General features: G+C 36.6%; 16 protein-coding genes. 5 read left to right on the forward strand and 11 right to left on the reverse strand.

Annotation, left to right across the window (positions count from 1 at the left end):
• Positions 1–34: 34 nt before the first annotated feature.
• The 11 genes from AC1FXZ_RS08020 to AC1FXZ_RS08070 all read right to left on the reverse strand — a co-directional run bounded on the left by AC1FXZ_RS08020 (position 35) and on the right by AC1FXZ_RS08070 (position 16,480).
• On the reverse strand, positions 35–2,029 hold the full coding sequence (locus AC1FXZ_RS08020; protein WP_480052368.1) for a peptidoglycan-binding protein: 1,995 nt from the start codon (positions 2,027–2,029) through the stop codon (positions 35–37).
• 186 nt (positions 2,030–2,215) lie between these two features.
• Positions 2,216–3,835 (reverse strand): ATP-grasp domain-containing protein, encoded by a 1,620-nt coding sequence (locus AC1FXZ_RS08025; RefSeq protein ID WP_480052370.1) that lies wholly within the window; start codon positions 3,833–3,835, stop codon positions 2,216–2,218.
• A 44-nt stretch (positions 3,836–3,879) separates the two neighbouring features.
• Positions 3,880–5,502, reverse strand: a complete 1,623-nt coding sequence (locus AC1FXZ_RS08030; RefSeq protein ID WP_480052372.1) for an acylphosphatase — start codon at positions 5,500–5,502, stop codon at positions 3,880–3,882.
• A gap of 58 nt (positions 5,503–5,560) precedes the next feature.
• Positions 5,561–7,195 (reverse strand): acylphosphatase, encoded by a 1,635-nt coding sequence (locus AC1FXZ_RS08035; RefSeq protein ID WP_480052374.1) that lies wholly within the window; start codon positions 7,193–7,195, stop codon positions 5,561–5,563.
• Between the two features lie 117 nt (positions 7,196–7,312).
• The gene (locus AC1FXZ_RS08040) at positions 7,313–8,815 is read right to left on the reverse strand and encodes an ATP-grasp fold amidoligase family protein (RefSeq protein ID WP_480052376.1); all 1,503 of its coding nucleotides are present in this window, start codon (positions 8,813–8,815) and stop codon (positions 7,313–7,315) included.
• Entirely contained in the window at positions 8,784–10,787 is a 2,004-nt protein-coding gene (locus tag AC1FXZ_RS08045) for a glycosyltransferase (RefSeq protein WP_480052378.1), read from the reverse strand. The genes AC1FXZ_RS08040 and AC1FXZ_RS08045 overlap by 32 nt, the downstream gene beginning before the upstream one ends.
• 44 nt (positions 10,788–10,831) lie before the next feature.
• Positions 10,832–12,436 (reverse strand): ABC transporter ATP-binding protein, encoded by a 1,605-nt coding sequence (locus AC1FXZ_RS08050; RefSeq protein ID WP_480052380.1) that lies wholly within the window; start codon positions 12,434–12,436, stop codon positions 10,832–10,834.
• A 15-nt stretch (positions 12,437–12,451) separates the two neighbouring features.
• The gene (locus tag AC1FXZ_RS08055) at positions 12,452–13,240 is read right to left on the reverse strand and encodes an ABC transporter permease (RefSeq protein WP_480052382.1); all 789 of its coding nucleotides are present in this window, start codon (positions 13,238–13,240) and stop codon (positions 12,452–12,454) included.
• Between the two features lie 117 nt (positions 13,241–13,357).
• On the reverse strand, positions 13,358–14,128 hold the full coding sequence (locus AC1FXZ_RS08060; RefSeq protein ID WP_480052384.1) for a glycosyltransferase family 2 protein: 771 nt from the start codon (positions 14,126–14,128) through the stop codon (positions 13,358–13,360).
• A gap of 85 nt (positions 14,129–14,213) precedes the next feature.
• Complete coding sequence (locus AC1FXZ_RS08065) at positions 14,214–15,341, reverse strand: glycosyltransferase (protein ID WP_480052386.1); 1,128 nt, start codon at positions 15,339–15,341, stop codon at positions 14,214–14,216.
• A 14-nt stretch (positions 15,342–15,355) separates the two neighbouring features.
• On the reverse strand, positions 15,356–16,480 hold the full coding sequence (locus AC1FXZ_RS08070) for a glycosyltransferase (protein WP_480052388.1): 1,125 nt from the start codon (positions 16,478–16,480) through the stop codon (positions 15,356–15,358).
• Between the two features lie 245 nt (positions 16,481–16,725).
• Here AC1FXZ_RS08070 and AC1FXZ_RS08075 point away from each other — a divergent pair, with 245 nt between their 5' ends.
• From AC1FXZ_RS08075 to AC1FXZ_RS08095, 5 genes are all read left to right on the forward strand, one after another.
• Positions 16,726–18,915: a peptidoglycan-binding protein gene (locus AC1FXZ_RS08075; protein WP_480052390.1), complete on the forward strand. Its 2,190-nt coding sequence runs from the start codon at positions 16,726–16,728 to the stop codon at positions 18,913–18,915.
• A 194-nt stretch (positions 18,916–19,109) separates the two neighbouring features.
• Entirely contained in the window at positions 19,110–19,994 is an 885-nt protein-coding gene (gene galU, locus AC1FXZ_RS08080) for a UTP--glucose-1-phosphate uridylyltransferase GalU (RefSeq protein WP_480052392.1), read from the forward strand.
• A 15-nt stretch (positions 19,995–20,009) separates the two neighbouring features.
• Positions 20,010–21,305, forward strand: coding sequence for a UDP-glucose dehydrogenase family protein (locus AC1FXZ_RS08085; protein ID WP_480052394.1), 1,296 nt, complete (start codon positions 20,010–20,012; stop codon positions 21,303–21,305).
• A gap of 198 nt (positions 21,306–21,503) precedes the next feature.
• Positions 21,504–23,240, forward strand: a complete 1,737-nt coding sequence (locus AC1FXZ_RS08090) for an InlB B-repeat-containing protein (protein WP_480052396.1) — start codon at positions 21,504–21,506, stop codon at positions 23,238–23,240.
• 18 nt (positions 23,241–23,258) lie between these two features.
• Positions 23,259–24,029: an SGNH/GDSL hydrolase family protein gene (locus AC1FXZ_RS08095; protein WP_480052398.1), complete on the forward strand. Its 771-nt coding sequence runs from the start codon at positions 23,259–23,261 to the stop codon at positions 24,027–24,029.
• The last annotated feature ends 145 nt before the right edge of the window (positions 24,030–24,174 follow it).

Consider the following 24,174-nt stretch of genomic DNA (forward strand, 5'->3'; position numbering starts at 1 on the left):
TGTGAAAACAGCCTCGAGATACCCTTCTTTCTTATTATCTTGTCACTTCAATTAATTTTCTTCTCGTTTCTGGGTTCGCCACTCCAGTAGGCTGCAAACCAAAAGTTGATTGAAACTCTTGTACTTTTCTCGTTGTAACGGAACCATAGAAATTTGTCGGTTGAGCTGAAACTCTGTAACCAGCTTTCTCTAAATCTAACTTTAATCGAATGACATCTGGCAACCGGTCTCCTTCTTTTAGTGAAACAGTTGTCACTTCAGCAAGTTTATCCCAAGTTGCATTATTCACGGTGCCTGTCACTTGAAGGCCGTAATGAGACTGGAATTCTCTTACTCTTTGAGTTGTCACAGATCCATAAAAATCAGTTGGATTCGCTGATACACGGAAACCTGCTTTCTCCAAATCTACTTTTAATTGGATTACTGCAGGATGATAATCTCCTTGTTTCAATAATGGTTGTGCGATAATTGTCTTTTCCTTAGCTGTTTTCAACTTCTCAAGTGTAGCAACATCAGCGATGCCTGTTACACGTAAACCATTAGCAGCTTGGAACTGACTGATTTTTTCTGCTGTAACAGGGCCGAAGTAATCGTTTGGATTTGATGATACAGGAAAACCTGCTTTCTCTAAATCTCTCTTGAGAGTAACCACTTCAGGGCGACGGTCTCCCAACATTAAATGAATAGCTGCTAATTCACTTAACTTTTGTAAGGTTGACGGTCCGGCAATTCCATCTGCCAGGATTCCGACAGAACGTTGAAACTCTTTTACCTTTGTTGTTGTAATCGAACCAAAAAAGTTTGTTGGATTATCAGATACTTTGAAACCCGCTCTTTCTAAATCTAACTTTAGTTGGACCACTTCAGGAAGACGGTCTCCTTCTTTTAATACTAATCCTTTTTCTTCAATTACTGTATCTTCTTCTTTTTGTAGTTCAATTGGAGCTTGTACTAGGCCGTAACCAAAGTGCTCGTCCCTGCCAGTTGCGCCAAGGTCAATCGCCATATCTTTTAACATCGTTCGATATTGTTGATGAGAAAGGTGAGGATTTGACTCTTTTAATAATGCTAAAGTTCCTGCTATAAACGGAGCGGCCATTGATGTTCCGTTCATGCGAGTGTATTGATTATTTAAATGAGTACTATATATATTTACACCCGGTGCTGCCATTTCAACAGCCGGGCCTGTCGCTGAAAACGACCCTCGTCTATTGTTAACATCAGTAGCCGACACTGCAATAGTTGAGTCAAACCTAGCCGGGTATTCAACTGTATTCCCTGAACCAGTTCCTCTATTCCCAGCAGCGGCTACAACTAATATTCCATTTTGATAAGCACGGTCAACACTGTTTTTAAGCGCTGTTGATTCGTTCGCCGTACCTAAGCTTAAATTAATAATGTCCATTTGATTTTTGATCGCCCAATCAATTCCAGCCACAATATCTGACACAAAGCCCGTGCCGTCTTCATTTAGTACTTTCACAGCATATAACTCTGCATCTGGGGCTACGCCAATAACACCGATTCCATTATCTTTTGCTCCAATGATTCCAGCTACATGAGTGCCATGTCCGTTGTCATCATGAAACGAGTTGGTATATGAGGTGAACACAGCACCTCCTGCAATTGATAAGTCTTCGTGTGCAGCAATGCCTGTGTCAACAACAGCAATTTTAATCCCTTTACCAGTTACATTTGATCCCCAGGCAAGAGGGGCATTTATCTTATCCATACTCCAATCAATCGTTTGCGATTGAATCGAAACAATATGGTCAACTTCAACGGTTAATACATCTTTATGACTTTCCAATTCTTCTATCGCGCTCTCTGAAAGTTCAACTGTAGCAGTAGCAATTTCGTCTAATGAGTTAATGACATCGGCATCCAGCTCTGTCAACAAGTCTTCATTAACGCTGTCTTTAAAGACAACAATCATTTTTTCTTTATGTTCATAATCTTCTGCTGTAACGATCGTATTAGATAACGATAGAACAGCTATCAGAAGCATTAGGATAAACGATCTTTTCATTCTACACCTCATCTGCTTAAATAGGATAAAATGCTATTAGAAGCTAATCTAAATATAGTGGATTACGCTCTAAATGGGAACTAGGAGATTGCTTCCTTTTTATTAATTAATTTCATATATCACGCTCTTTTTATTAAATACATAAAAAACCTTACAAAGTGTTAATACTTTGTAAGGTAAATTTAACTATAATTTTACAGTTTGTCGGCCAAATAAACTCTTGAAAAACATACTAATTCTTCTGAGTGGTTTAGTTAACTTATAAGAGCGACTGTTCCTAATATCTCTTATCCTTCGTTCATAACGATTCTTTTCTTTTTCTATTTGAGTTAATTCTTTTTTCATCATGTTTAGTTCATCTTCTAAATGCTCTAATGTCATTACATTTAGTCTATTCTTAATTTCAAAACCCATTTTAATAGGCTTGTCGTAGACCTCTTCATTAATGATTTCAATATTACCAAGAACAGTATTTTTAGATATACTCTCCATAACTTGCTTAATTATGCTTTCATTTGTTCCAGCAATAATCAACTCAAGATCTAATTTATTAACTTTCTGGACATACCCATTTAAATTGTGAGCTAGGACTATATCACGAATCATAGGTTGTACATCTATATTAAAGGGTCCTTTTATGACATACCTCTTTGCAATAAGTTTTATAGCGGGTATAGGTGCTACTTCTACTTCTATTGAAGACCTACTTTGCAGGGCGTCGGCAATACTTTTAAAATCAAAAAAAACATTGGAGTGTTCAGTATTTATCCCTTTTGTCTCCGGAAAATAATAATCAATAATAGCTTTTGGAATATCTTTAGCTTCTCCCTCTATCGGAAATAAGTGTGACCCAATTCCAGCTTTAGTATTAAGCTCTAATACAACACCACTGCTATAATCGTTATTAACGATCATATCAACCCCACATTGCTCTAAACCTGGTACAGCCTTAACTGCATCTATTGCAATTTGCTTTAGCTTATCCGTCAAATTATCAGTTACATCTATAGGATCTCCACCTGCAGAAACATTACTAATCTTCTTTAGATATACACGTTTACCTGCTTGAGGTATACTTTCCAATGTATATCCTGCCCCCTCTATAGTATTTCTTACAGTTTTATCAATCTTTATAGGCCTAAAATACAAATGTGGTATACGCTTTCTCTCTTTATTTTTAATTCGAATTAATTGTTGTACTGTATTATAACCATCACCTACAATATTGGCTGGTCTTCGATTGGCGGCGCCTAATACTTGATCTCCAAGAACATAAATTCTTATTTCTTCTCCAGTTACAAACCTTTCGACAATTACTTCTGGAAAGTCTAATTCTCTTCGAACATAATCTAAAGCTTCTATGAATTCCTCTTCTGTTTCGATGTTTGCAATTACACCTTTACCTGCACATCCATTTGTCGGTTTTAATACTAGTGGATATGTAAGTGACCTTGAATAAGAAATAATATCTTCATCAGTAGCTTCTTCACTAAACTTCTTTCCTTTGGGTGTAGGAACACCTGCCTTTGTAAGATAATCATTTGTTAAACCTTTATTATCACATATTTCATATGCTAAATCCGAGACTCTATCCCCTTTAGAACTTTGAAATTGATGTACACGTCCATTAAAAGCCAGAGAGTATCTAATCTGTAATTTATTATCCTCGTTATTGTTATAAAACTTCAGTTTTATACCTCGCCTCCATGCTTCTAATGCAATGACATACATGCTTGTTTTTTTTCTACGCGCCTCAAGTGGAACTGCATCGACATAATGTGGCAACCAATTTTTATTCTCCAACATTTATATCCCTCTTTACTTTTTCACTTCTTAAGCTTAATTTCACTCTAATTTTTTTTAAGTTTGCGAAACGGTTTAGTCAATCTCCAAGAAATACTGTTTTCTACTAACCTATATTTATGTTCAAGCATATCATATTTATTTAGGAGAGATTTATAATTTCTATCAAGTTCCTCTTTCTGAGATAATAATTTTTTGTATTTATCCTTTTCTGCTTTACATTCGTTGTCTATTTTAACCGATTTAATTATATTTGTATCTTCTAATTCCTCAAAACCAATATTTACCGATGACTGCCAAATATCCTCTACCACTTTTTTTATAATTGCTTTAGATGGACTTTCATTATTAATAATTCCATCCAATTTTTCAATACTATCTTTCTTTCCTGCTACAACAACCAATACTGTTCCATTTTTTAAATTTTTTGCGAAACCATGTAATTGTAGCGATTTAGCTACCTTCCTAATCCAAGCTCTATATCCAACGCCTTGTACTTCTCCTGAAATCCTGTAGCTTTTTTTTTGCAATTCTTCATTTGGTACTTGAGGGAGCGTCACTTCATCAACTATTTCATTAAGAAGTAATCTTGAAATACTTTTATAATTAAAGGATACATTTTGAATGCTTTTATCTTGTGTTTCCGGAAAATAGTAATCAATAATAGCCTTTGGAACATCACGGGCTTGACCTTCCATAGGAAACAATAATGACCCTATGTGAGCTCTTGAATTGACTTCTATAACCACACCACTATTCCTCTCTAAATCTACAATCATATCTAAACCACAATGTGATAACCCCATGGTCTTAGCTGCTCTAATTGCAATATTTTTCATCTCCGGAGTTAATTGATCTGTAAAGTCAACCGGATCCCCTCCAGACGAAAGATTACTTTTCCGACGTAAAAACACCCTTTCTCCTTCTTGAGGGATGGTGTCTATCGTATATCCAGAGTCTTCAAGTAATTTAAGCATTTCATTATCTACCCTAATTAACCTTTTAGAAACGCATGGATTTTTTTTTCTTAACTTATTCTTTGCCGCAATAAGTTCTGTTATTGAACTTTCTCCATCACCAATTACATTGGCTGGAATACGATTAGCTGCTCCTATTACCTTATCTTCAATTACGTAGATACGACACTCATCTCCAGCAATATACTGCTCAACTATAACTTCATCGTATTTTAACTCTTCTCTAATGTAAACAAGGGCATTACTTAATGTATCTATATCGTTAATATTCACTATTACTCCTCTACCTAAGCTTCCATTTGTTGGTTTGATTACAAGCGGAAAGCCTATTTCTGCTCCATAATTCAGAATATCTTCATTTGAAACATCAGCAGTAAAACTTTTGCCCATTGGTACAGGTATACCTCTTTCTGTTAAAATTTCCTTAGTTAGTTCTTTATTTTTACACTTAGCTATTATGTCGTCTGGTATTTTATCACCCAATGAATGTGAAAACTCATGAACTCTACCTTGGTAACTTAAACTATATCGCAACCTTACCTTTTGTTTTTTTACTACCGTATGAAACTTTAGCGTCAGACCTCTTCTCCAGCCTTCTAATGCGATTGTATACATACTTAACTTATCGCTAAAAGCCTCTTTTGGTATCGCACCATTTAAGTGTGACAGCCAATTTTCATTACTAAAGTCCATTAGACCCATCCTCCTATAAAAGGTTTAGTTTAAGTATTTTTTATCCACTACATAACAATTAAGTTAACTTACGTTTTAACATTTTAATCAAATCAAATGTCTTTCGAATAGGATAAGTCAAGCGCCAAATTTTGCTATTCTTAAACTTTAAATAGTTTTGTTCAAAACGTAATCTACCTTTTTCTGCTTTCTCAATCTCTTTTCTAGTTTTAGCTATTTCTGCTATTAACTCTTTCAATTCTGCTTGAATCTCAAAGCCAAGCCTTACAGGTTCTTCCCATTCTTCCTCAACTATATTAAATATTTCGACTCCTTTAGGATATTCTCTAACAACATTTCGGAAAAAATTTACATCTTCTTTGCTAATCCCAGCAACAATAATTTCAATACTGTTATCAGTGATGTTCTTAATGACACCATTTAATCCTAACTCTAAAGCTCTCTTTCGTAACCATTGGTGATATGCAACATATTGAACTTCACCATAAACTTTTAATTTTTTTGCATATATTTGCCCTAATTGGGGAGGTGCTACCTCTACTTCTATCGCATTCTTACTTGTTAGAGGTTGTAAAACACTTTTAAAATCAAAATAAAGGCTTGTTTTTATAGCAGGTTTTGATTCCGGGAAATAATAGTCAATAATAGCACTAGGAACATCTCTTGCTTTCCCTTCCATTGGGAAAACTAAAGAACCAATTTGTGAAGTGGGATTAATCTCGAGAACTACAGCGCTCTCTTTAGAATCATTTGTCTTATCAAAAATTATATCAACACTACCATGAAATAGACCCGGGATAGACTTAATTGCTCTAACAGCAAGATTCTTAACTTCATTAGGAAGGTCATCTATAGCGTCTACTGATTCTCCACCAAGGGATATATTACTTTTCTCTCTTAAGTAAATCCTTTCACCTTTATTAGGAACACTGTTTAATTCTAAACCTTTAGTTTTTAGCAGTTCTTTAATTTCTTTATCTACTTTAATTAAACAGCTATAAAGGCGTGGATTTTCCTTCCTTTTTTCATTTTTTTGAATAATTAGCTCTTCAATGGAATTAATTCCGTCTCCAACTACATTAGTTGGTATTCTCTTAATTGCAGCAACTACTTCATCCCCAAGTACATAAATTCGAAAATCATCACCTACAATAAATTGTTCAACAATTACATCATATAACTTAAGTTCAGTTCGAACGTGTATAAGTGCCTTTTCTAACGACTCAACATCTTGTATATTTGTTACTACTCCTCTTCCAAAGCTACCGTTAGTCGGCTTTACTACCAAAGGATAATTTAATTGAGAAGCATATCTCAATATTTCTTCATTATCAGTTTCGGAACTAAACTGCGTACCTCTTGGTACTGTAACCTCACCATTTGATAAGTATTGTTTTGTTTTTTCTTTATCTGCACCAATTTCAATAGCTTCATTAGTTACTATATCTCCTCTTGAACGAAAAAAATAATGCGTTTTGTCATTGGAGCTTAATGAAAATAATCTACCTGGCTTATCTACATACCATACTTTCATATCATTAAATTTTTCTGATTCCTTTGAGTACCATTTAAGAGTTAACCCTCTTCTCCAACCTTCTAATGCGATTAAATACGGACATAATTCATGCCCTCGCGCAGCTTCAACAACTTCAGTTGAAAGGTTAGGGAGCCATTCTACTTTTTTCTGATTCATTGAGCTTCCTCCTAATAAAAACAATAAACTCTTTTAAGAATTTAAACTATATGCCAATGCTCTAATACCGTTTCTACCGTTATATTCCAACTAAACTTTATTCATTATAATTAATTATTAACTCTTAGATAGGAGTTTTGAGAAATAAGTAAATCTTTTACCATTAAGCAAATCTTTAATCAAACGTGCTTCAGCTTCCAAATAAAATTCCCCAAGTAAACGATCAATATCTTCATTAAAATAATCATAATGTCCAGGTTTCGGTGTAAATTCCCCAAAGACGAGATCAGTATCACTCTTCAAAAAGTCAACTCTCATAAATGGTGCTGGAATCTCAGAACTAATCTTTTCAGCAAGTTTAATTTGTTCCTTTGAGGCACCTAGCCCATTAAAAGTTGCCGAATCGTATTTACCAGTACTTACCTGCATTCCATCTGCAGTCCACCAACAGTATTTCACTTCTGGGAACCGAACTATTTCAAGTATGAGCGCAACTTTTCCATAAAAACAGTAAAATTTAATATCACGCGCAGCTATTTTTTCTTTGTTATCCAGTACAAGTTCTTCAATCATCCATTTATCTTCATTAACCCAACCCGAAGCAAGGTCAGCCTTTATATATGTTTCAAGTTCTTCCCAGCTAGCGAGGGTTTGTGACCTTTTTACATCCTGTATATTCTCTAGACCATGGACAAGATATACTCCTCGGGAACCAGCACCTTCAACAGGCTTTATCACAATACCTTCTTTTGGGGGGATCTCCGAAAAAGAGAATTGTTCATCGGAAACCCAAGGTCTTTTTACCCCTAAGCTATCAATAAATGTGTAGGCCGCAATTTTATTATCGAGAATCCATTCTGGCAAAAATTTTTCAAGCTGTCTCTGTCTAGATCTCATCGTTAAACTTGCTTTAAATGACGCAACGTGATCAAGAGGTAGATTCTCCACCGATTCTGCAGCTCGAATAATAAATTCAGGTACTTCTTCAATTTTCAATCCAGCTAAAGCCTTTTGATAAACGGCCTGTTTAATCACTTCATCTTTATTGCTATAAAGGCTCGCTGCCAGTCTTAGCGCTTCACTATATTTTTCATCATGATTTGACCTAATTTTGATTACTTCATCAAGCCAATTGATGATTTCACCATTATCTGCTGCCTTTTTAACCCCTTCTATCAAATGGTCACGGTCGATTTCTTGCAGTTTCATAACGAGTTCTAATTCTCGTTTTTCTCGTTGTTGTAAATCTCTTTTAGTTACCTTAAGGCTTTCCTCGGCTACAGCTAAATCCCGTTGCAACTTTGTTTTTTTCGCCTGAAGTTTACTATTTTCTTCGAGAACTGCTCGATACTTCGCTCCAAAAATAGCCGATCGAACAAATACTCCAACCTTTTTAAGCAATGCAAGCGACTTTCTTAAAGGCCAAGAAAGCTTCCAAACCTTATTTCTAGTAACGGTTTTATAGTTTTTCTCAACAAGATCTCGCTCTTTCATAACTTTCTTTTTTTCTCTTTGTAATTTCTGTAGTTGAGCCTCTTGCTTGATTAATTTCTCTAATAACCGATCATCATTAGGCTCATCTACAGGATCACTTTTGTTCATCGAATCTTGGTCTCTCACCGATAACATCTCCCAATTCCCAAACCTTGTCTATCAGGTTAATGGAGCTTATATCTTCTTTCAAATTCTTCTCTAGCAACTCTCGAACATTTGAGTTTGCTGTGTACCACATTCCTGTTTTCCCGAAATACTCTTGAAGAAGTTGCTCGCATTTACTAAAGTCAATAGTTGTACCTTCCTGATTATCCTGATCAGATACTACTTGACTGATAACAACATGTATAGAACTAGCTTTAACCTCTGGAATATATTTTTGCCAATCCTGTAATGATTGAGGATGTTTGACAATAAGGAAGTCACAGATTACCCTTTCACCATAGACAACCATTTGAATTTGTTCATCTAACATTTCGCGAATCATCGGATGGACTTTCTTTTCTGGACTAACTTCGTACTGAAACAATTGAATAAGACCGATTTTAAATCCTTGTTTTTTTAACTCATTAATTTCTTTTATAATTGAAATTAAAGAATCTTTCTCAAGTCGGTAATCATGTCCAATTATCACGTCAAATTGGCGATATCCATCCACTTTCTCCTCTTTATTAGGCCACATAGGTTCCGGGACAGAAAATGGGCGCTTAACTTGAGGATAATCGTAATAAAGGTTATCTGAAGTAGCATGGAAATGATCATGACTTTCTTCATACTCTCGTCTTGCCCCCATTTTGTAACCATGGTACCCAAAGGCAGAATTACCTGTTAATGAGGTAGTTGTTTGACGTTGAAACGAAAACGGCCCTGTTGGCAATTGAACTACAGCTTTCTCTCCAAACACTTTTTTAATACGTCTAATAAACTCAGAGTCCGCAGCAAAACGAACTGTATCCCAATAACCTAAAGACTTCATAACTTTTTCTCGTCTAAATAAGAAAGACGACATATTGCTAAAAATATATGTTCCTGGTTTCCCTCGACGATAAAACTTCAAATCATTTGTAGCCCTTGCCTGTTCAGATGTGTTCCCGATAACTTCTGGGTTATTAACCAAATGCCGTACTTGTGTTTCAATTTTCTCTGTGTGTGACCAATCATCAGCATCATTGATTGTTACAAAATCACCCGTTGCTACTTTAAGTGCTAAATTACGCGCCGCATAGGCTCCTCCATTTTTCTCGGCTCTTAATAACGTAACTCTAGAATCTTTTTTTACATAAGCTTCTATTTTTTCGATCGTTGAGTCTTGACTGCAATCATCAACCACTAAAACTTCCAAGTTTTCCCACGTTTGAGTTAAAATAGAACTTAAGGATGTGTCAATTACATCCTCAGCGTTATATACAGGCATAATCACAGAAACTTTTGGATTGTCAATTAAAGCTTTTCCTCGTTGTTCTCCTTTAGAATGCAAGCGATCATATGCAAGATCATTTGACCTTTTCTCCAATGAAACCGGCGAGATTTGATAAAGCTCTAATACTTTATTAATCCACTCTATACGTTTCTCAATTGATGATTCTAAATTAGCAGCGGCTAAATAGACATCAGCGTTCTGTTCAGTTGCTAGCGAGTGAGATAATGCTTCTTTAGCAAGATCAGCTTCTCCCAATATGTCATAACATTCGGCTTTCATAATAGCCGCTTGACGTATCCGATTAGGATCGACCTCTTCTTTTAGTGCTACATTTAAGATTTCTAGGCACTTACAAGCATCTTCCTTTGTATACTGGTTAGCATGCCATAGCGCCAATTCCCAATTCGCAAGCCTGTTTAAATAAGGCTCATTCTCTCTTTTGCTTAACTCTTCAAGATCTGCGAATCCCCGATAAGTAAAGCCCAGGTTATAAAGGCGATGCTTTACTTTACCAACTTCGCTTCGCTGCCATTTTCCTGAAAATAATATTTTCTTTAGATAATACTTTTGTTTTTCTGTTAACGAATTCTTAATCTTTTCCCTTTGCTTAAGACTGAGCATTTTATAACTCAGTCTCTCTGTTGCATGTAACATTTTTCGGATGTTTGATTTTATCATCTAATCCTCAGCACCTATTCATTACTTTTTGCATCTGTTTTTGTTTAAACTTCAGTTCCTACTTCTTTCTTTTTCTTCTTTTTCCTAAGGGGTGTCTTTTTAGGCATCTTCTTTCTTTTATTCCCATTTACACTTTGTGCGTAAAATTCCACAGCTGCAGTAGGGTCACCATCAAAACGAATTTCGCCTTTTTCCATCCATATAACACGTGTACAGATTTTTTCAACAAATGTCATACTATGAGAGACGATAATAACTGCCTTCGCTTTTTCCATCATCTCTTGAATTCTCTCACTTGCTTTTTGCTTAAAGGCCATGTCACCAGTAGATAATGCTTCATCAATTATGAATATATCAGGCTGTAACGTTGCCGCAATACTAAACCCTAACCGTGCTTGCATCCCACTTGAATACTCTTTAACCGGCTTATCAATCGCACTCTTCAACTCCGAGTACTCTACAATTTCTGGATAATCTTCTTCGATCTTCCTTTTCGGAATCCCTAGAAGCATTCCGTTTAAATAAATATTATCGCTTCCGGTTAGTTGTGCATTAAAACCAGCCCCATACCCTAATAACGAAGTCGTCTCACCATTTAATTCCATTGAACCTTGGTCCGGGGTTAAAATATTAGTCATTAACTTACACAAAGTGCTTTTACCAGCCCCATTGTGTCCAATAATACCAATGACCTCTCCTTCCTTCACTTCGAAATTCAAATTCTTCAAAGCCCAGAAGGTATCATTTTTCACCTTGTAAGAAACTCCTACATTTTTAGCTTTTACAACCGTTCTTTCCTTCATAACTTGGTTCGTCTTTTGTATCTCTAACTTCTTCTTTTTTCTTCTCGTTTTGACTGGTACAGAAGCTTTATATTGTTCGACAACCTCTTTCGGATCGCCGTCACCCCGAATAATCCCTTTATCTAACCAAATCAATCGATCACAGTTTTTCTGCGCAAAGCGAAGGCTGTGGGTAACAAGGATAACCATTTTTGCTTTGGATACGAGTTCTCTCATTTTTCCGGCGGCTTTTTTGCTAAAAGCAGCATCACCTGTATTCAAAGCTTCATCTAAAATTAAAATCTCAGGCTCTAAAAAAGAAGCAACACTAAACCCTAGCCTTGCCTTCATTCCACTTGAATAAGTTTTCATAGGTTGGTCTAGAAAAACGCCTAACCCCGAAAACTCTTGAATTTCATCTATAAAATCACTTATTTTGTTTTTTTCAATTCCTAACATCATTCCGTTTAAATAGACATTCTCACGACCTGTTAATTCTTTATTAAAACCCATACCAAGTGAGAATAAAGCAGATACTCGTCCATCAATAGAAATCTTTCCTTCATCTGGCTGTAAAATACCAGAAAGTAGTTTACAGAGTGTTGTTTTTCCAGATCCATTCGATCCAATAATTCCAAGTACTTCGCCTTTGTAACCAGTTATACTTATATGCTTTAGAGGCCAGACGACTTGATCTTGTTTTTCTTTTGATTCCGTTTTTTTCTTTCTAAAAAGATTAATAACATGTGATTTATAATCATCTTTATGAAAACCTGAATTAAAGGAAACTCCAAGATTTTCTACACGAAGGACTACTTCTTTAGACTCAACAGACACATCATTTGATTCGTTTTCTGTTACTGACATATACAAACCCTCTTTTTATAAAGCTTTAATAATTTTATGTTCATTTCGACTGTAATAATATAATACCCCAAAGATAACAAGAATTGAAGAAACGGCGATTACGAGTAAACCCCAAAATTGAGGGTTGCTTTGGTACATTAGAACTGCGCGATAAGAATCCAGTATAATCGCAACCGGATTAAGCGCTACAAACCAACTTATCCAGCTGTATTCTACGTGCTGTAATCGGCCACCCTCCCATATAATTGGAGATGCGTAAAAGAATACTCGGAGGATGTGAGATAAAATATTATCTATATCACGGACAAAAACACAAATATAGGCTACAAATAAACTTATAGCCAACAAAAATACTAACTGTACCATTATAATTAAAGGTAAATATATTACTTGCCAACCTGGAATAATTCCAAAAGCAATTAGAAATATAGCAATTACTGCCAACCCAAAGACAAAGTTCACTACTTGAGTAAAAGATGCTGCAAGAGGGAAAATGGACTTTGGAAGATACACTTGATTTATAATGGACGAATTTTTGATGATTGCCTTAGCCGATGTATTAACTGTAGTATTCATCCAACGCCAGCCAATTAGACCGATTACTAGAAAAACTGCGTAATTTTCCCCTCCACGTTCTAAGATTACAACTACCAAGAAATAATAAACAAGAACGTTTAATAATGGATCAAGTAACCACCAAAAATACCCTAAATAACTATTACGATGCTCTGCTTTAAGACCCGATTTCACTAGATAAATTAGCAGGTCTTTTCTTTTACGCATCTCTTTCATATATTCACGCATATGTTAATTTCACACCGCCATTCAATTTATTAAAACTCATTCAAACATTTTTAGGATAGACTTTAACTATTATCACATATTTTATAGAGTAATGTACAAATATTCATTACATCAATTTCATCTCGAATACTTCTTTAATTTAAAATAAATATAATGCAAAAAGTACCATACACTTTTTAATAAGTTAAGTTTTTCTATTTCCCGGTAAACGTGCCAATTTTGTTTTGCCATTTTAATTTTATTACTGGAAATTGAATTTTCTACTTTACGGTAACTCGCCAATACTTCTTGAAGTCCATAAGCTTCATAACCTTTTTTACTTAGGTGCAACCATAATACGTAATCTTGACGTGTTCGAATATTAACCATCTCAACATCACCAATTTTCTCCTTATCTAACATCACAGTTAAGCACCCAATGACGTTATTTTTTAACAATTGTTTATAATTTACCTTCGAGGGAATATGAACTACTCTTCCAGTTCCAAAACCTTCTTCATTAATAAGTTGATACTTCGTAAAGGAAAAAGGTACTTTCTTTTCAAGCATAAAATTCAACTGTTTTTCTAGTTTTTCAGGCAACCATTGATCATCGCTATCAAGAAAAGCTAAAAAGCGTCCCTTAGCATGCTTAATTGCAGTGTTACGAGTTACTGCTGGTCCACTATTTTCCCTAAGCTGTATTAGTTTTATTCTCTTATCAACCCGAATATATTCTTTTATTATTTCAACAGTTTTATCAGTTGAACAATCATCCACAATTATCATTTCCCAATTTGAATAAGTTTGTCCAAGAACTGACTCAATAGTACCTCTAATAAAACTCTCAGAATTATAAGCTGGCGTTATTACTGAAACTAATGGTAAAACCTTATAAACAACACTCAATTACATCACCTTTTTCGAATTGCCTCTATAAATGTTTAAGCACAGGCTTTTTAACAATCCAACTGGTACTTTATTTGTACCAACCCTAGGCACTCGTATTTTTAGACCCTAGCTCATCATACCAGCTCACAAGCTTCCTCGCTTCACTGTCCCAGTTCAGTTCTTCTACTACTGCCTTTTTGCCGTTTTGCCCCATTTGCCAAGCTTCGGCTTCATTTGCTTGTAAGTACGCAATCGCCTGCTTTATCTCTTCATCGTTATTTGGATTGACTGCTATCCCACACTGGTGCTTTTCAACAAATTCCTTCCAAGCAGGGAAATCCGAGCAAACAATCGGCAGCCCGTAACTCATGTATTCAAAAAACTTCGTCAGCTCTTTTTTTAAGTAATGTTCATCCGGTGGAAATAACGCTATTCCTGCAAGCCAGTGCCTTGATGTATAAGCTTCGTCAATTTCAGTTTTCGGAACGTAATGGTCAATTCCTTTAATAAATAGTTGTTCTTTGTAGTCCCCGGCTTCTGCAAACATTTTATCAGCTAACGCTTTTGGACATTTCCCGTAAAAATACACTGACATACTCGGATCAATTTTAGGGATGCGCGCTTGTAATAACGCTCCTCTTTCAACAGACACATTTCCTGTATAGAGCAATTGATCGGCTACTCTTTCACCTTGCACTAGGTCTTTCATTGCTTGCTCATGTAAAACCGGATAATTGAGGACACATCTACCTCGTGGGTACTTTTCTTTGTAATATTTTTCTGCTAAACAAAGCTCAAGCTTTTTTGAAAAAAGCTTCTCCATTAGACGGTATGCTTTTGCTATAATTTTTCGTAAAGGCTTACTCAAATATTCCTTTTGCATAATGCTTGTTTCATAATCTTCATGGATGTCATAAACGACCACGTTATTTTTATTTTTCAAAAGTCGAGCAACAGGCAATAGCTCCGGGTCATGAATATGGTAAAAATCAGCCTCTAACTTTTTTGCTTTTTTATATGCTTGATAAGGAGAAGTTATCATCCTAAGCAAGCGACTCTTGGGCTTTTTCACTGAAACTACTCTGACATCGCTCTCTTTCACTACCTCTTCTGCGTCTGGAGCTAGTAAAGTTACATCATATCCTGCTTTTTGCAGGGATTGACACTGTTTATAGAAAATTCTCGGGTCCAATGGATGATGGACCGTTGTAATATGAACAACCTTTTTCACCGGCTTCCACTTCCTTACTGACTGCGATTTACTGTGTTCAAAAAGACTTCTTCATACTGCTTTACAATCTGTTTCGCATCAAAGTCCTTCGCCCTCATGTAGCCATTTTCAATAACTTTGGCCACCTGTTCTTCCTGCAGGGTAAGAACAGAGATCATTTTTTCAGCCATTTCATCTGCATTGCCGACTTCACATAACTTTCCGTATTGACCGTGATCGAGCACTTCAGCCGGACCTGATTTGCAATTAGTTGAAACGACAGGTGTCCCGGTAGCAAGCGCTTCGGCAATCACATGGCTGAAACCTTCATGGACGGACGAGAGCGCAAATAAATCTGCTTGTTTAAAATAGATATATGGATTGCTTTGAAAGCCGATAAAGTGAACGCGTTCAAGAACGCCTAATTCCTGAGCTAATTTGACTAACTCTTCTTTTAAAGGGCCTTCACCGAGAATAACTAATCGACTAGCTTGGGTTTCATTGACTATTTTAAAGGCGCGCAGTAACGTACGTTGATCTTTCTGCTCGACCAGGCGTCCTGCCGTTACTATCACTTTATCAGCAGTGTTAAACAGTTCTTGGTGTTCTTTTGCTACTTGTTCGTTCCTTACCTTTTCATTGATACTTTCTAAATCAACCGGATTGTAAATCACTTTAATATTCGACGGTCTGATTTTATATTTGCTGACTAAATTTTCTTTCACCCCTTCAGATAAGGAAACAACTTGATCCGATAACTTATAAACGGCCCCAAATCCTAAAAGCTGCAAATCTTCTTTAAAGCTTCCACCCAAATTGTCAGCTTCCCGAATGACATTTTTCGCTTTAGAGAAGGAGAGTTTATTAGCTATTATCGCAATCGTATTAACGCGTGGAATCGTGCTGAATACAAGATCAACCTCTTCATCTTTGATAATTTTTGATAAAGGCATAATCGATCTGCTTAGACGGTTTGTATCTAATTTAATAAACTTCACATCTTCTTTTAGCTCTCCTTCGTACGATCCATCGAAGTTAAGCGTTACTAAAATAGGAGCAAATTTCGTCCGATCCAGGTTGTTAATAATGTTTAATAACGTTCGTGCTGCTCCTCCTGCGCCCATCTGATATATATAAAAGAGAATCTTCACTTTTTTCATTACGTATCAGCCTTTCTAGCTGTATTTCATTTATCTAACAAGATTATACACGCTCGGCATTACCAATGTAATAGTATATCACAGCCCATGCGAATATTAAAAAATTACAATTAAAACCACATCTGCCAAAATAGGTGGTAGTTGAATTATTAGGAAAATTTAACAATGTTGGCGAATCCTACAAAAAACACTTGAAATCTAGCGGATTGCGTCAGAAAATAAGATTTGTAGGGAAGGAGGATTAGATGAAGTTTAGGAAAATATCATTATTAGTAGTATTTATCTTATTTTTTTTATGTTTCTTCCCATCTGTTGCAGCTGAAACGGAACACAACATAGACTCTGCTAAAGCCGAAGCAACAATAGACGACGAAGAACTCGTTGAAGAAGAAGAGAAAAGCATTATGGCAAATCAAGCCGACGGTGATGCTGAGGTCATGGAACCTTTGGAAGAAGAAGTAGACTATGAATATGCGAAACTAGAAGACTTTAGCCCCGAAGAGGACAAGATACCTTCTCAAGAAACAGAGTCCGTAACTTCTGAAGAAATGGAAACTGAAATGCAGAAAGATGAAGTTGAAGTTGACAAAGAAGCGCAAAGCTCCCAGTCCCTAGCGACCGAAGCTACCACTTCTGACTTTCTGCTTGAACTTGGGGTTAGAGATCCACAAGTCATTGATCTAAAAAACAACCTTAATCGCCTTGGCTTCAGTGGGATTTTAGTAACAGAATATTACGGCGATTTCACAGAAAGGCGTGTCCGTGAATTTCAAAGTCATTACGGCCTTAATGCTGATGGAAAAGCTGGACCACAGACTCTAGAAAAAATCAATGAGATACTTTCTGGCCCATTTCAACTCAGGAAAAGCCACTCTGATTTGATCACCTTAAAAGAAGATTTAAATGCTCTAGGGTATACCGGCATCTTGGTGACCGTAAACTTCGGTGACTTTACAGAAAGACGAGTGAAAGAGTTTCAAAGAGATAATGGGTTGCCTGTTAGTGGGATCATTGACCCAATTACTAGATCAAAAATCGAACAGATGGCTACATTTCTTGCTAACACCTCTGATTCCTTTCGAGTTGGAGATCGTCATCCAGAGATTGTAAAACTGAAAGAGAACTTAGGAAAACTTGGGTTTGGTGGAATTACACTGACTGAACTATATGGTAATTTTACTGAGACTCGTGTCAAGCAATTCCAAAACCATTACGGACTATCTGTTACAGGAATTGCTAATCAAGCAACGTTGAAAAAAATTGACGATATTGTAAACAGCCCCCTACAAGCTGGAAAGAGCCACAAAGATCTCACAATGATAAAACGTAAGCTTAACAATAACGGCTATGGCGGGATCACCGTTACAACAAATTTTGGAAGCTTTACAGAAAGAAGGGTAAAGGAATTCCAAAAAGATCATAACCTACCTGTAAGTGGAATAATTGATCCGATCACAAAAGCAAATATCGAAGCTTTATCACCTGCCTTTCAAAAAGGTGATAGGCATAATGGAATTATCCAATTAAAACGAAACCTTAATAAAATTGGGTTCGGTGGAATTAAAGTAACCAATTTTTACGGAGACTTCACGGAAAGGCGCGTTCGCGAGTTTCAACTCCATTATGGTCTTCGCGCTAATGGGGTTGCGAATAAAGCAACCGTCCAAAAAGCAAACGAAATTGCAAACAGCCCCCTTCAACTTGGAAAACGCCATTCTGATTTGATTGCAATCAAGCAAAAACTTAACCAAATTGGCTACGGTGGAATTAAAGTTACGAACTACTTTGGCAGCTTCACTGAGCGTCGTGTCAAGGAGCTTCAAAAGGACCTACGACTTCCTGTAAACGGGATTATTGACCCAGTTACCAAAAAAGCAATTGAGAATTATGGGAAGCTAAGTGGAAAAGTTATTGTATTAGATCCTGGCCATGGTGGAAAGGATCCTGGAGCGATTGCAAATGGAATGACCGAAAAAGCATTGGTTCTTCATATTTCAATGCGTGCAAAAGCACTATTAGAAGCAGAAGGCGCTACAGTCATAATGACTAGAACGACAGATAAATATTTGGAGCTTGCCGAACGTTCTGCCCTAGCCAATAACTCAAACGGCGATATTTTTGTTAGTGTCCACGCAAATAAATTTAATGGTACAGCCAATGGTACAGAAACTTTCTGGTATGGAAAACACCAAAGAGCAAATAGTATCAAGCTCGCTAATTCCTTACAAGATGCTGTCGTAAAAAAAATGGGAACTAATTATCGTCGCGTTGCTGAAGGCGACTTCCACGTTATTAGAGAAACCAGAATCCCTAGTGCGCTACTTGAAGTTGGATTTATGGATCATTCAGGTGATGCTAGTAAGTTAAAACAGAATCGTTACCGTCAACTTGCGGCAGAAGGAATTTATGAGGGAATTGTAAATTTTTTTAAATAAAACTGTACTTTTTAAGACATAGTAAAACATTAGGTAGCCTTTTTAGGTTACCTTTTTTCATTGATCTATGTGATCGTTCTACACAAGCTACATCCATTGAAAATATATTTGACAAAAATGTACAATAGGATAGAGTTTTAGGATAGAGTTTTAAGTGTATAAATTGTTCTATTTGAAAATAAGAGGTGACGGAAATGAAAGTACGGAAAGCCATTATTCCGGCAGCTGGTCTTGGTACAAGATTTCTACCTGCTACGAAAGCACAGCCGAAAGAAATGCTGCCGATTGTTGATAAACCAACGATTCAATATATTGTGGAAGAAGCAGTAGCTGCCGGTATTGAAGACATCATCATCGTCAGTGGTCGTGGTAAACGCGCGATTGAAGACCATTTTGATAAATCATATGAACTTGAAGAAACATTAGCAAAAAAAGAAAAGCACGAGATGCTTAAAGAAGTTCAAGCCATTTCAAATATCGCTAATATCCATTATATTCGTCAAAAGGAGCCAAGAGGACTCGGTCATGCGATTGCTTGTGCAAGTCGCTTTATCGGTGATGAGCCATTCGCGGTATTACTAGGCGATGATATCGTTGAATCTGATAAGCCTTGCTTAAAACAATTAATTGATGTTTATAACAGATACAACTCTTCTGTTGTTGGGGTACAGACTGTTGCACAAGAAGACGTTTCGAAATACGGCATTATTGCTCCAAGAGGCGAAGAAGTCGAACGAAATGTCGTGCATATTAATACACTAGTTGAAAAGCCTGCTCCGGATAAGGCTCCTTCTAATTTTGCTATTATGGGACGTTATGTATTACGCCCAGAGATTTTTGATATCCTTCACAACCTCCCACCCGGGGCTGGAAATGAAATTCAATTAACGGATGCGTTAGTGAAATTAAATGAGCAACAAGCTGTTCTTGCTTGTAAGTTTGATGGCTTGCGTTATGACGTCGGTGATAAACTTGGCTTTGTGAAAGCAACCATTGATTTTGCATTAAACCGTGATGACTTAAGTGAAGACGTCTATAAGTATATCGAACAGAAGGTTAAGGGTAAGCTTGTGAATTAATGGAGGCGAATAAAAATGAACATCTCAGTAGTAGGCACTGGCTACGTCGGCCTTGTAACAGGTGTGGCTTTATCTGATGTTGGTCACAACGTTACTTGCATTGATTTAGACGAAGCCAAAGTCAACAGCATGCGCCAAGCGCAATCGCCCATTTACGAGCCTGGTTTAGAAGAATTAATGAAAAAGAACATACGCGCTGGTCGTCTTTTTTTCACAACAAACCATCGCGAAGGCTTTAAAAATACTGATGTTGTTTATATTGCTGTTGGAACCCCACAGAGAGTAGATGGAACAGCAGACCTGCGTTATATAGAAGCTGTATGCCGTGATATTGCGACAAATATTTCTAAGTCAATCATTGTCGTAACGAAGAGTACAGTTCCAGTTGGGACGAACGAAAAAATAAAAAGCTTGATTACAAAGCACACATCTATTCCGATTGAAGTGGTTTCAAATCCTGAGTTTTTACGCGAAGGTTCAGCTGTTCATGATACATTTCATGGTGATAGAATCGTCATTGGTGCTAATTCAGAACAAGTTGCTTCTATTATCGAAGAAATAAACAAACCGTTTGGCATTCCTATTTTCAAAACAGACATTCGTAGTGCAGAAATGATTAAATATGCTTCAAACGCCTTTTTAGCAACAAAAATTAGCTTTATTAATGAAATTGCTAATCTATGCGAAAAACTAGGTGCAAATGTGACTGATGTTGCAAAAGGAATGGGCCAAGATAATCGCATTGGCAATCAATTTTTAAATGCCGGTATTGGCTATGGAGGTTCATGTTTTCCCAAAGACACAAACGCACTTTTGAAAATTGCCGAAAATGTTAATCATGATTTCAGTTTGCTTCGTGAGGTAATTGAAGTCAATAACAAGCAACAACTGTTATTAGTGAACAAAGCAAAAGATCGTTTTAACTCACTCAAAGGAAAACGCATTGCAATGCTTGGTCTTGCCTTCAAACCGAACACTGACGATATGCGTGAAGCAGCATCGATCGCTCTTGCAAAGGAATTAGTGCTTGCTGGAGCTGATGTTGTTGCTTATGATCCAATTGCCACAGAGAATGCGAAGAAATTTCTTCCCGAAGCTGTCGAGTATGCTGACACGCCAGAAAAGGCCTTACTAGATGCTGATATGACCTTTGTCGTGACAGAATGGAATCAAATCACGTCTATTTCACCATCGACGTTTTCAAAGTTATTAAAACAAGCAATTGTTTTTGACGGACGGAACTGTTTTGATATGAACAAGATGAAAGCTGCAAACATTGAATATCATTCAATCGGACGTCCGTCTATTTAACTATTTAGAAAATGGTAACATGTAGGTTCAGGTCTCTTGTTCGAGTCTGAACCTTTTTGATGTTCCATCGACAAATTTCAGTTTTTTTCTTCAATTCGTTCCGTTATTTGGTAGATTCCTTTATAATAAAAGTTACTCTACTAATACGATCTATCTATTTTTTCAGATAAATGTTTAAGGAAAAGAGGTAATTAGTCTATGTCATGGAAAATTATTCTTTCCAGTATTAGTTTTATCGCCATTCTTATCGGGGCTTTCATTGTATTACCATTTGAATCGAGTGGACAAATAAGTAAGCTTGAGGAAGAAGCTAAGAACTCCTATGATCTAGCAAACTTTGAAGAAAGCATAGAATATTATTTAGAAATTCTTGAAAAGGAACCTACTCATGTGAATGCAAGAATTGGACTTGCAAATAGCTATCAAGCAATCGCTAGACTTGACCTAGCCGAAGCAACGATCCAAGAAGGTATTGACTTGATTCCAACTGAACATCAGTTTTATACTTATTTATCTGAGATTTTCTTAAATCAATCTGATATTGTATCGGCCTTAACGATCCTTGAACAAGGTTTAGAAGTTACAGAACTTCAAGAATTAGAAGAGAAATACGATAACCTTCTCTCTCAAATTATCATTAATATCGATCAGCCTTTTATTCAAGAAGGATTTGAACGTGAAATTGATTTTATTTGGTCTGATGAAAAAGGAAGAACCATTCCATTGGATGTCGAATGGTCTGTTACAGATGAGGACGTTGCGAAAATTGATACATATGAGGATGAGAAGACGGTACTAAAAGGTCTTAGTGAAGGAAGCGTTACATTAACGGCAACATCAAATGAATTCACAAGAGAATTACATATTGAAGTAAAGGATCAAGTTGTAGAAAAGATGGAATGGATCATGGATGAACAGCCTGTGCTAGCATTTGGACAACCATTTTCAGTAGAACTTATTGCCTATGATGCACACGAGGAACCTTTTGTGATTGAGCCTAACTGGTCTTTAGAAAATAATCTAGGTGATTTGTCATCCGAGGGCGATCAAAAAGCTATGTTTATAGCCACTGAAGAAGGACGCGAGACAATTATTGCCGAAAAAGATGGATTAACGATTTCAACTTCATTTACAATTTCTGAAACAAAAAAAGCCATTATCACTTCGGTTAGTGGTGAAGGTACGATCATAACGTCACCAGACCAAGATGTATTTGAAGTCGGAGAAACCGTTAAAATTGAAGCCCTCCCTTCTCCTGGTTGGAAGTTCGTTCGTTGGGAAGGTGATCTTACTGGTACAAACTCAACTCAAACGATCATAATAGATACTCACTTAGAAATATTAGCTATTTTTGAACGTGATGAAACAACCGAACATACTCTTTCTGTTTCCATGTCTGGAGAAGGTACAATTATTAGAAGTTCGTTAGATAGTACATTTAACAAAGGTGAGAACGTTACATTGACTGCTCGACCTGAAGAAGGATATGTTTTTGATGGATGGACTGGTTCATTCTCAAGTAACAACGCCTCCATCACCATTCAGATGAACGATAATTATTCTTTGCAGGCAAATTTCAGACAACAAGAGCGACAAACGTCTAACTCAAATACTAATCGTGAAACAGAACAAGTGGAGCAGCCAACCCAAGAGGCCCAACCTAAAAGACAAGAGCAATCACGCCAAGAGCCTAACAAGGCCGAAAATCGTGAGCAATCCGATAGCAACAAACAAGAGAATCAAGAAAGCAAACTAGAAGAACCGAAAGAACCTACTAAACCAGAAATTGAGGAACCAAAAAAGCAGGAAGAACCGAAGCAAGATAAAGTTGAAGTGGACGATGATACCAAACCTGAACAACCAGAAAAAGAAACAACAGATAATCCAACAAAAGAGGATTCAGAAGTAAAACAAAATGATTCAAACGATTCATAGAAAGGCGGAAGTATTATTTTGAAATCAATTCTATTTTTTGGCAGTATTATTTTATCAATTATTCTTATCTTCGTCGGCCATTCTCATTATCAACAAAAGCTCAACACCATTGCCGATGAATCAAATGTCCTAGCTGAAACAACAGCGATTGAGGAAGCTGAACAAAAAGAGCAACAAACAGAAGAAATATCTGGTCTTGTAAAAGAGTGGATGAATTCAGGCGAAGAGACCATTCAAATTACCATATTTGGATCAGCATCAATTGCTGATGAGGAAGATACTCTGACACCCTGGCCTGCCGTACTTGAAACAGAATTAAATAAATTGTTACAAGACCATTCAATTGACGTTACAAGTGTTGATGCTGGGAGAATGGCTTCCATTTATATAAGAGGCGAAAACTATATAACTCAAGTGATAGAAAGCGAACCTGATGTTCTTTTCTTTGAACCTTTTCTCCTTAATGATATTACTGAAGGTATTCGTTCTGAGGATACCTTCGAAGCTTTAGATTTAACGTTAAATCGTTTTAATCAGGCACTGCCTGATACAACGATTATTTTAATGCCAGCTAACCCTTTATATGAAGCAGGGTTTTATAGTGATCAAATGAATAGATTAAAAGCGTATGCAGAGGAAAACGATTATTTATACGCTGATCACTGGCAAGGATGGCCATCTACAGATGATCAAGATCTAGAAAATTATATTGAAAATGCTAGACCAAATGAAGAAGGACATATCGTTTGGGCTGAAGCTTTGATGGAGTACCTAACTAGCGAATACTAATTACCGTAACTAAAGAGGATGATTCAAAAGGCCAATTCTTTGCCCTTCTGAATCATCCTCTTCTTTTGCTATTTAATTAATCTACCTATTACTTTCACCCAACCAAATAAGGACGCCCATAATGGGATACTTAACACCGTGCCCC

The sequence above is a fragment of the Halalkalibacter sp. HAAS-P014 genome (genome assembly GCF_056619965.1).

What these genes read in the sequence shown, in the direction of transcription:
- AC1FXZ_RS08020 (WP_480052368.1), bottom strand. Translation starts at nt 2,029, where the DNA reads ATGAAAAGATCGTTTATCCTAATGCTTCTGATAGCTGTTCTATCGTTA.
- AC1FXZ_RS08025 (WP_480052370.1), bottom strand. Translation starts at nt 3,835, where the DNA reads ATGTTGGAGAATAAAAATTGGTTGCCACATTATGTCGATGCAGTTCCA.
- AC1FXZ_RS08030 (WP_480052372.1), bottom strand. Translation starts at nt 5,502, where the DNA reads ATGGACTTTAGTAATGAAAATTGGCTGTCACACTTAAATGGTGCGATA.
- AC1FXZ_RS08035 (WP_480052374.1), bottom strand. Translation starts at nt 7,195, where the DNA reads ATGAATCAGAAAAAAGTAGAATGGCTCCCTAACCTTTCAACTGAAGTT.
- AC1FXZ_RS08045 (WP_480052378.1), bottom strand. Translation starts at nt 10,787, where the DNA reads ATGATAAAATCAAACATCCGAAAAATGTTACATGCAACAGAGAGACTG.
- AC1FXZ_RS08050 (WP_480052380.1), bottom strand. Translation starts at nt 12,436, where the DNA reads ATGTCAGTAACAGAAAACGAATCAAATGATGTGTCTGTTGAGTCTAAA.
- AC1FXZ_RS08055 (WP_480052382.1), bottom strand. Translation starts at nt 13,240, where the DNA reads ATGCGTGAATATATGAAAGAGATGCGTAAAAGAAAAGACCTGCTAATT.
- AC1FXZ_RS08070 (WP_480052388.1), bottom strand. Translation starts at nt 16,480, where the DNA reads ATGAAAAAAGTGAAGATTCTCTTTTATATATATCAGATGGGCGCAGGA.
- AC1FXZ_RS08075 (WP_480052390.1), top strand. Translation starts at nt 16,726, where the DNA reads ATGAAGTTTAGGAAAATATCATTATTAGTAGTATTTATCTTATTTTTT.
- galU (WP_480052392.1), top strand. Translation starts at nt 19,110, where the DNA reads ATGAAAGTACGGAAAGCCATTATTCCGGCAGCTGGTCTTGGTACAAGA.
- AC1FXZ_RS08085 (WP_480052394.1), top strand. Translation starts at nt 20,010, where the DNA reads ATGAACATCTCAGTAGTAGGCACTGGCTACGTCGGCCTTGTAACAGGT.
- AC1FXZ_RS08090 (WP_480052396.1), top strand. Translation starts at nt 21,504, where the DNA reads ATGTCATGGAAAATTATTCTTTCCAGTATTAGTTTTATCGCCATTCTT.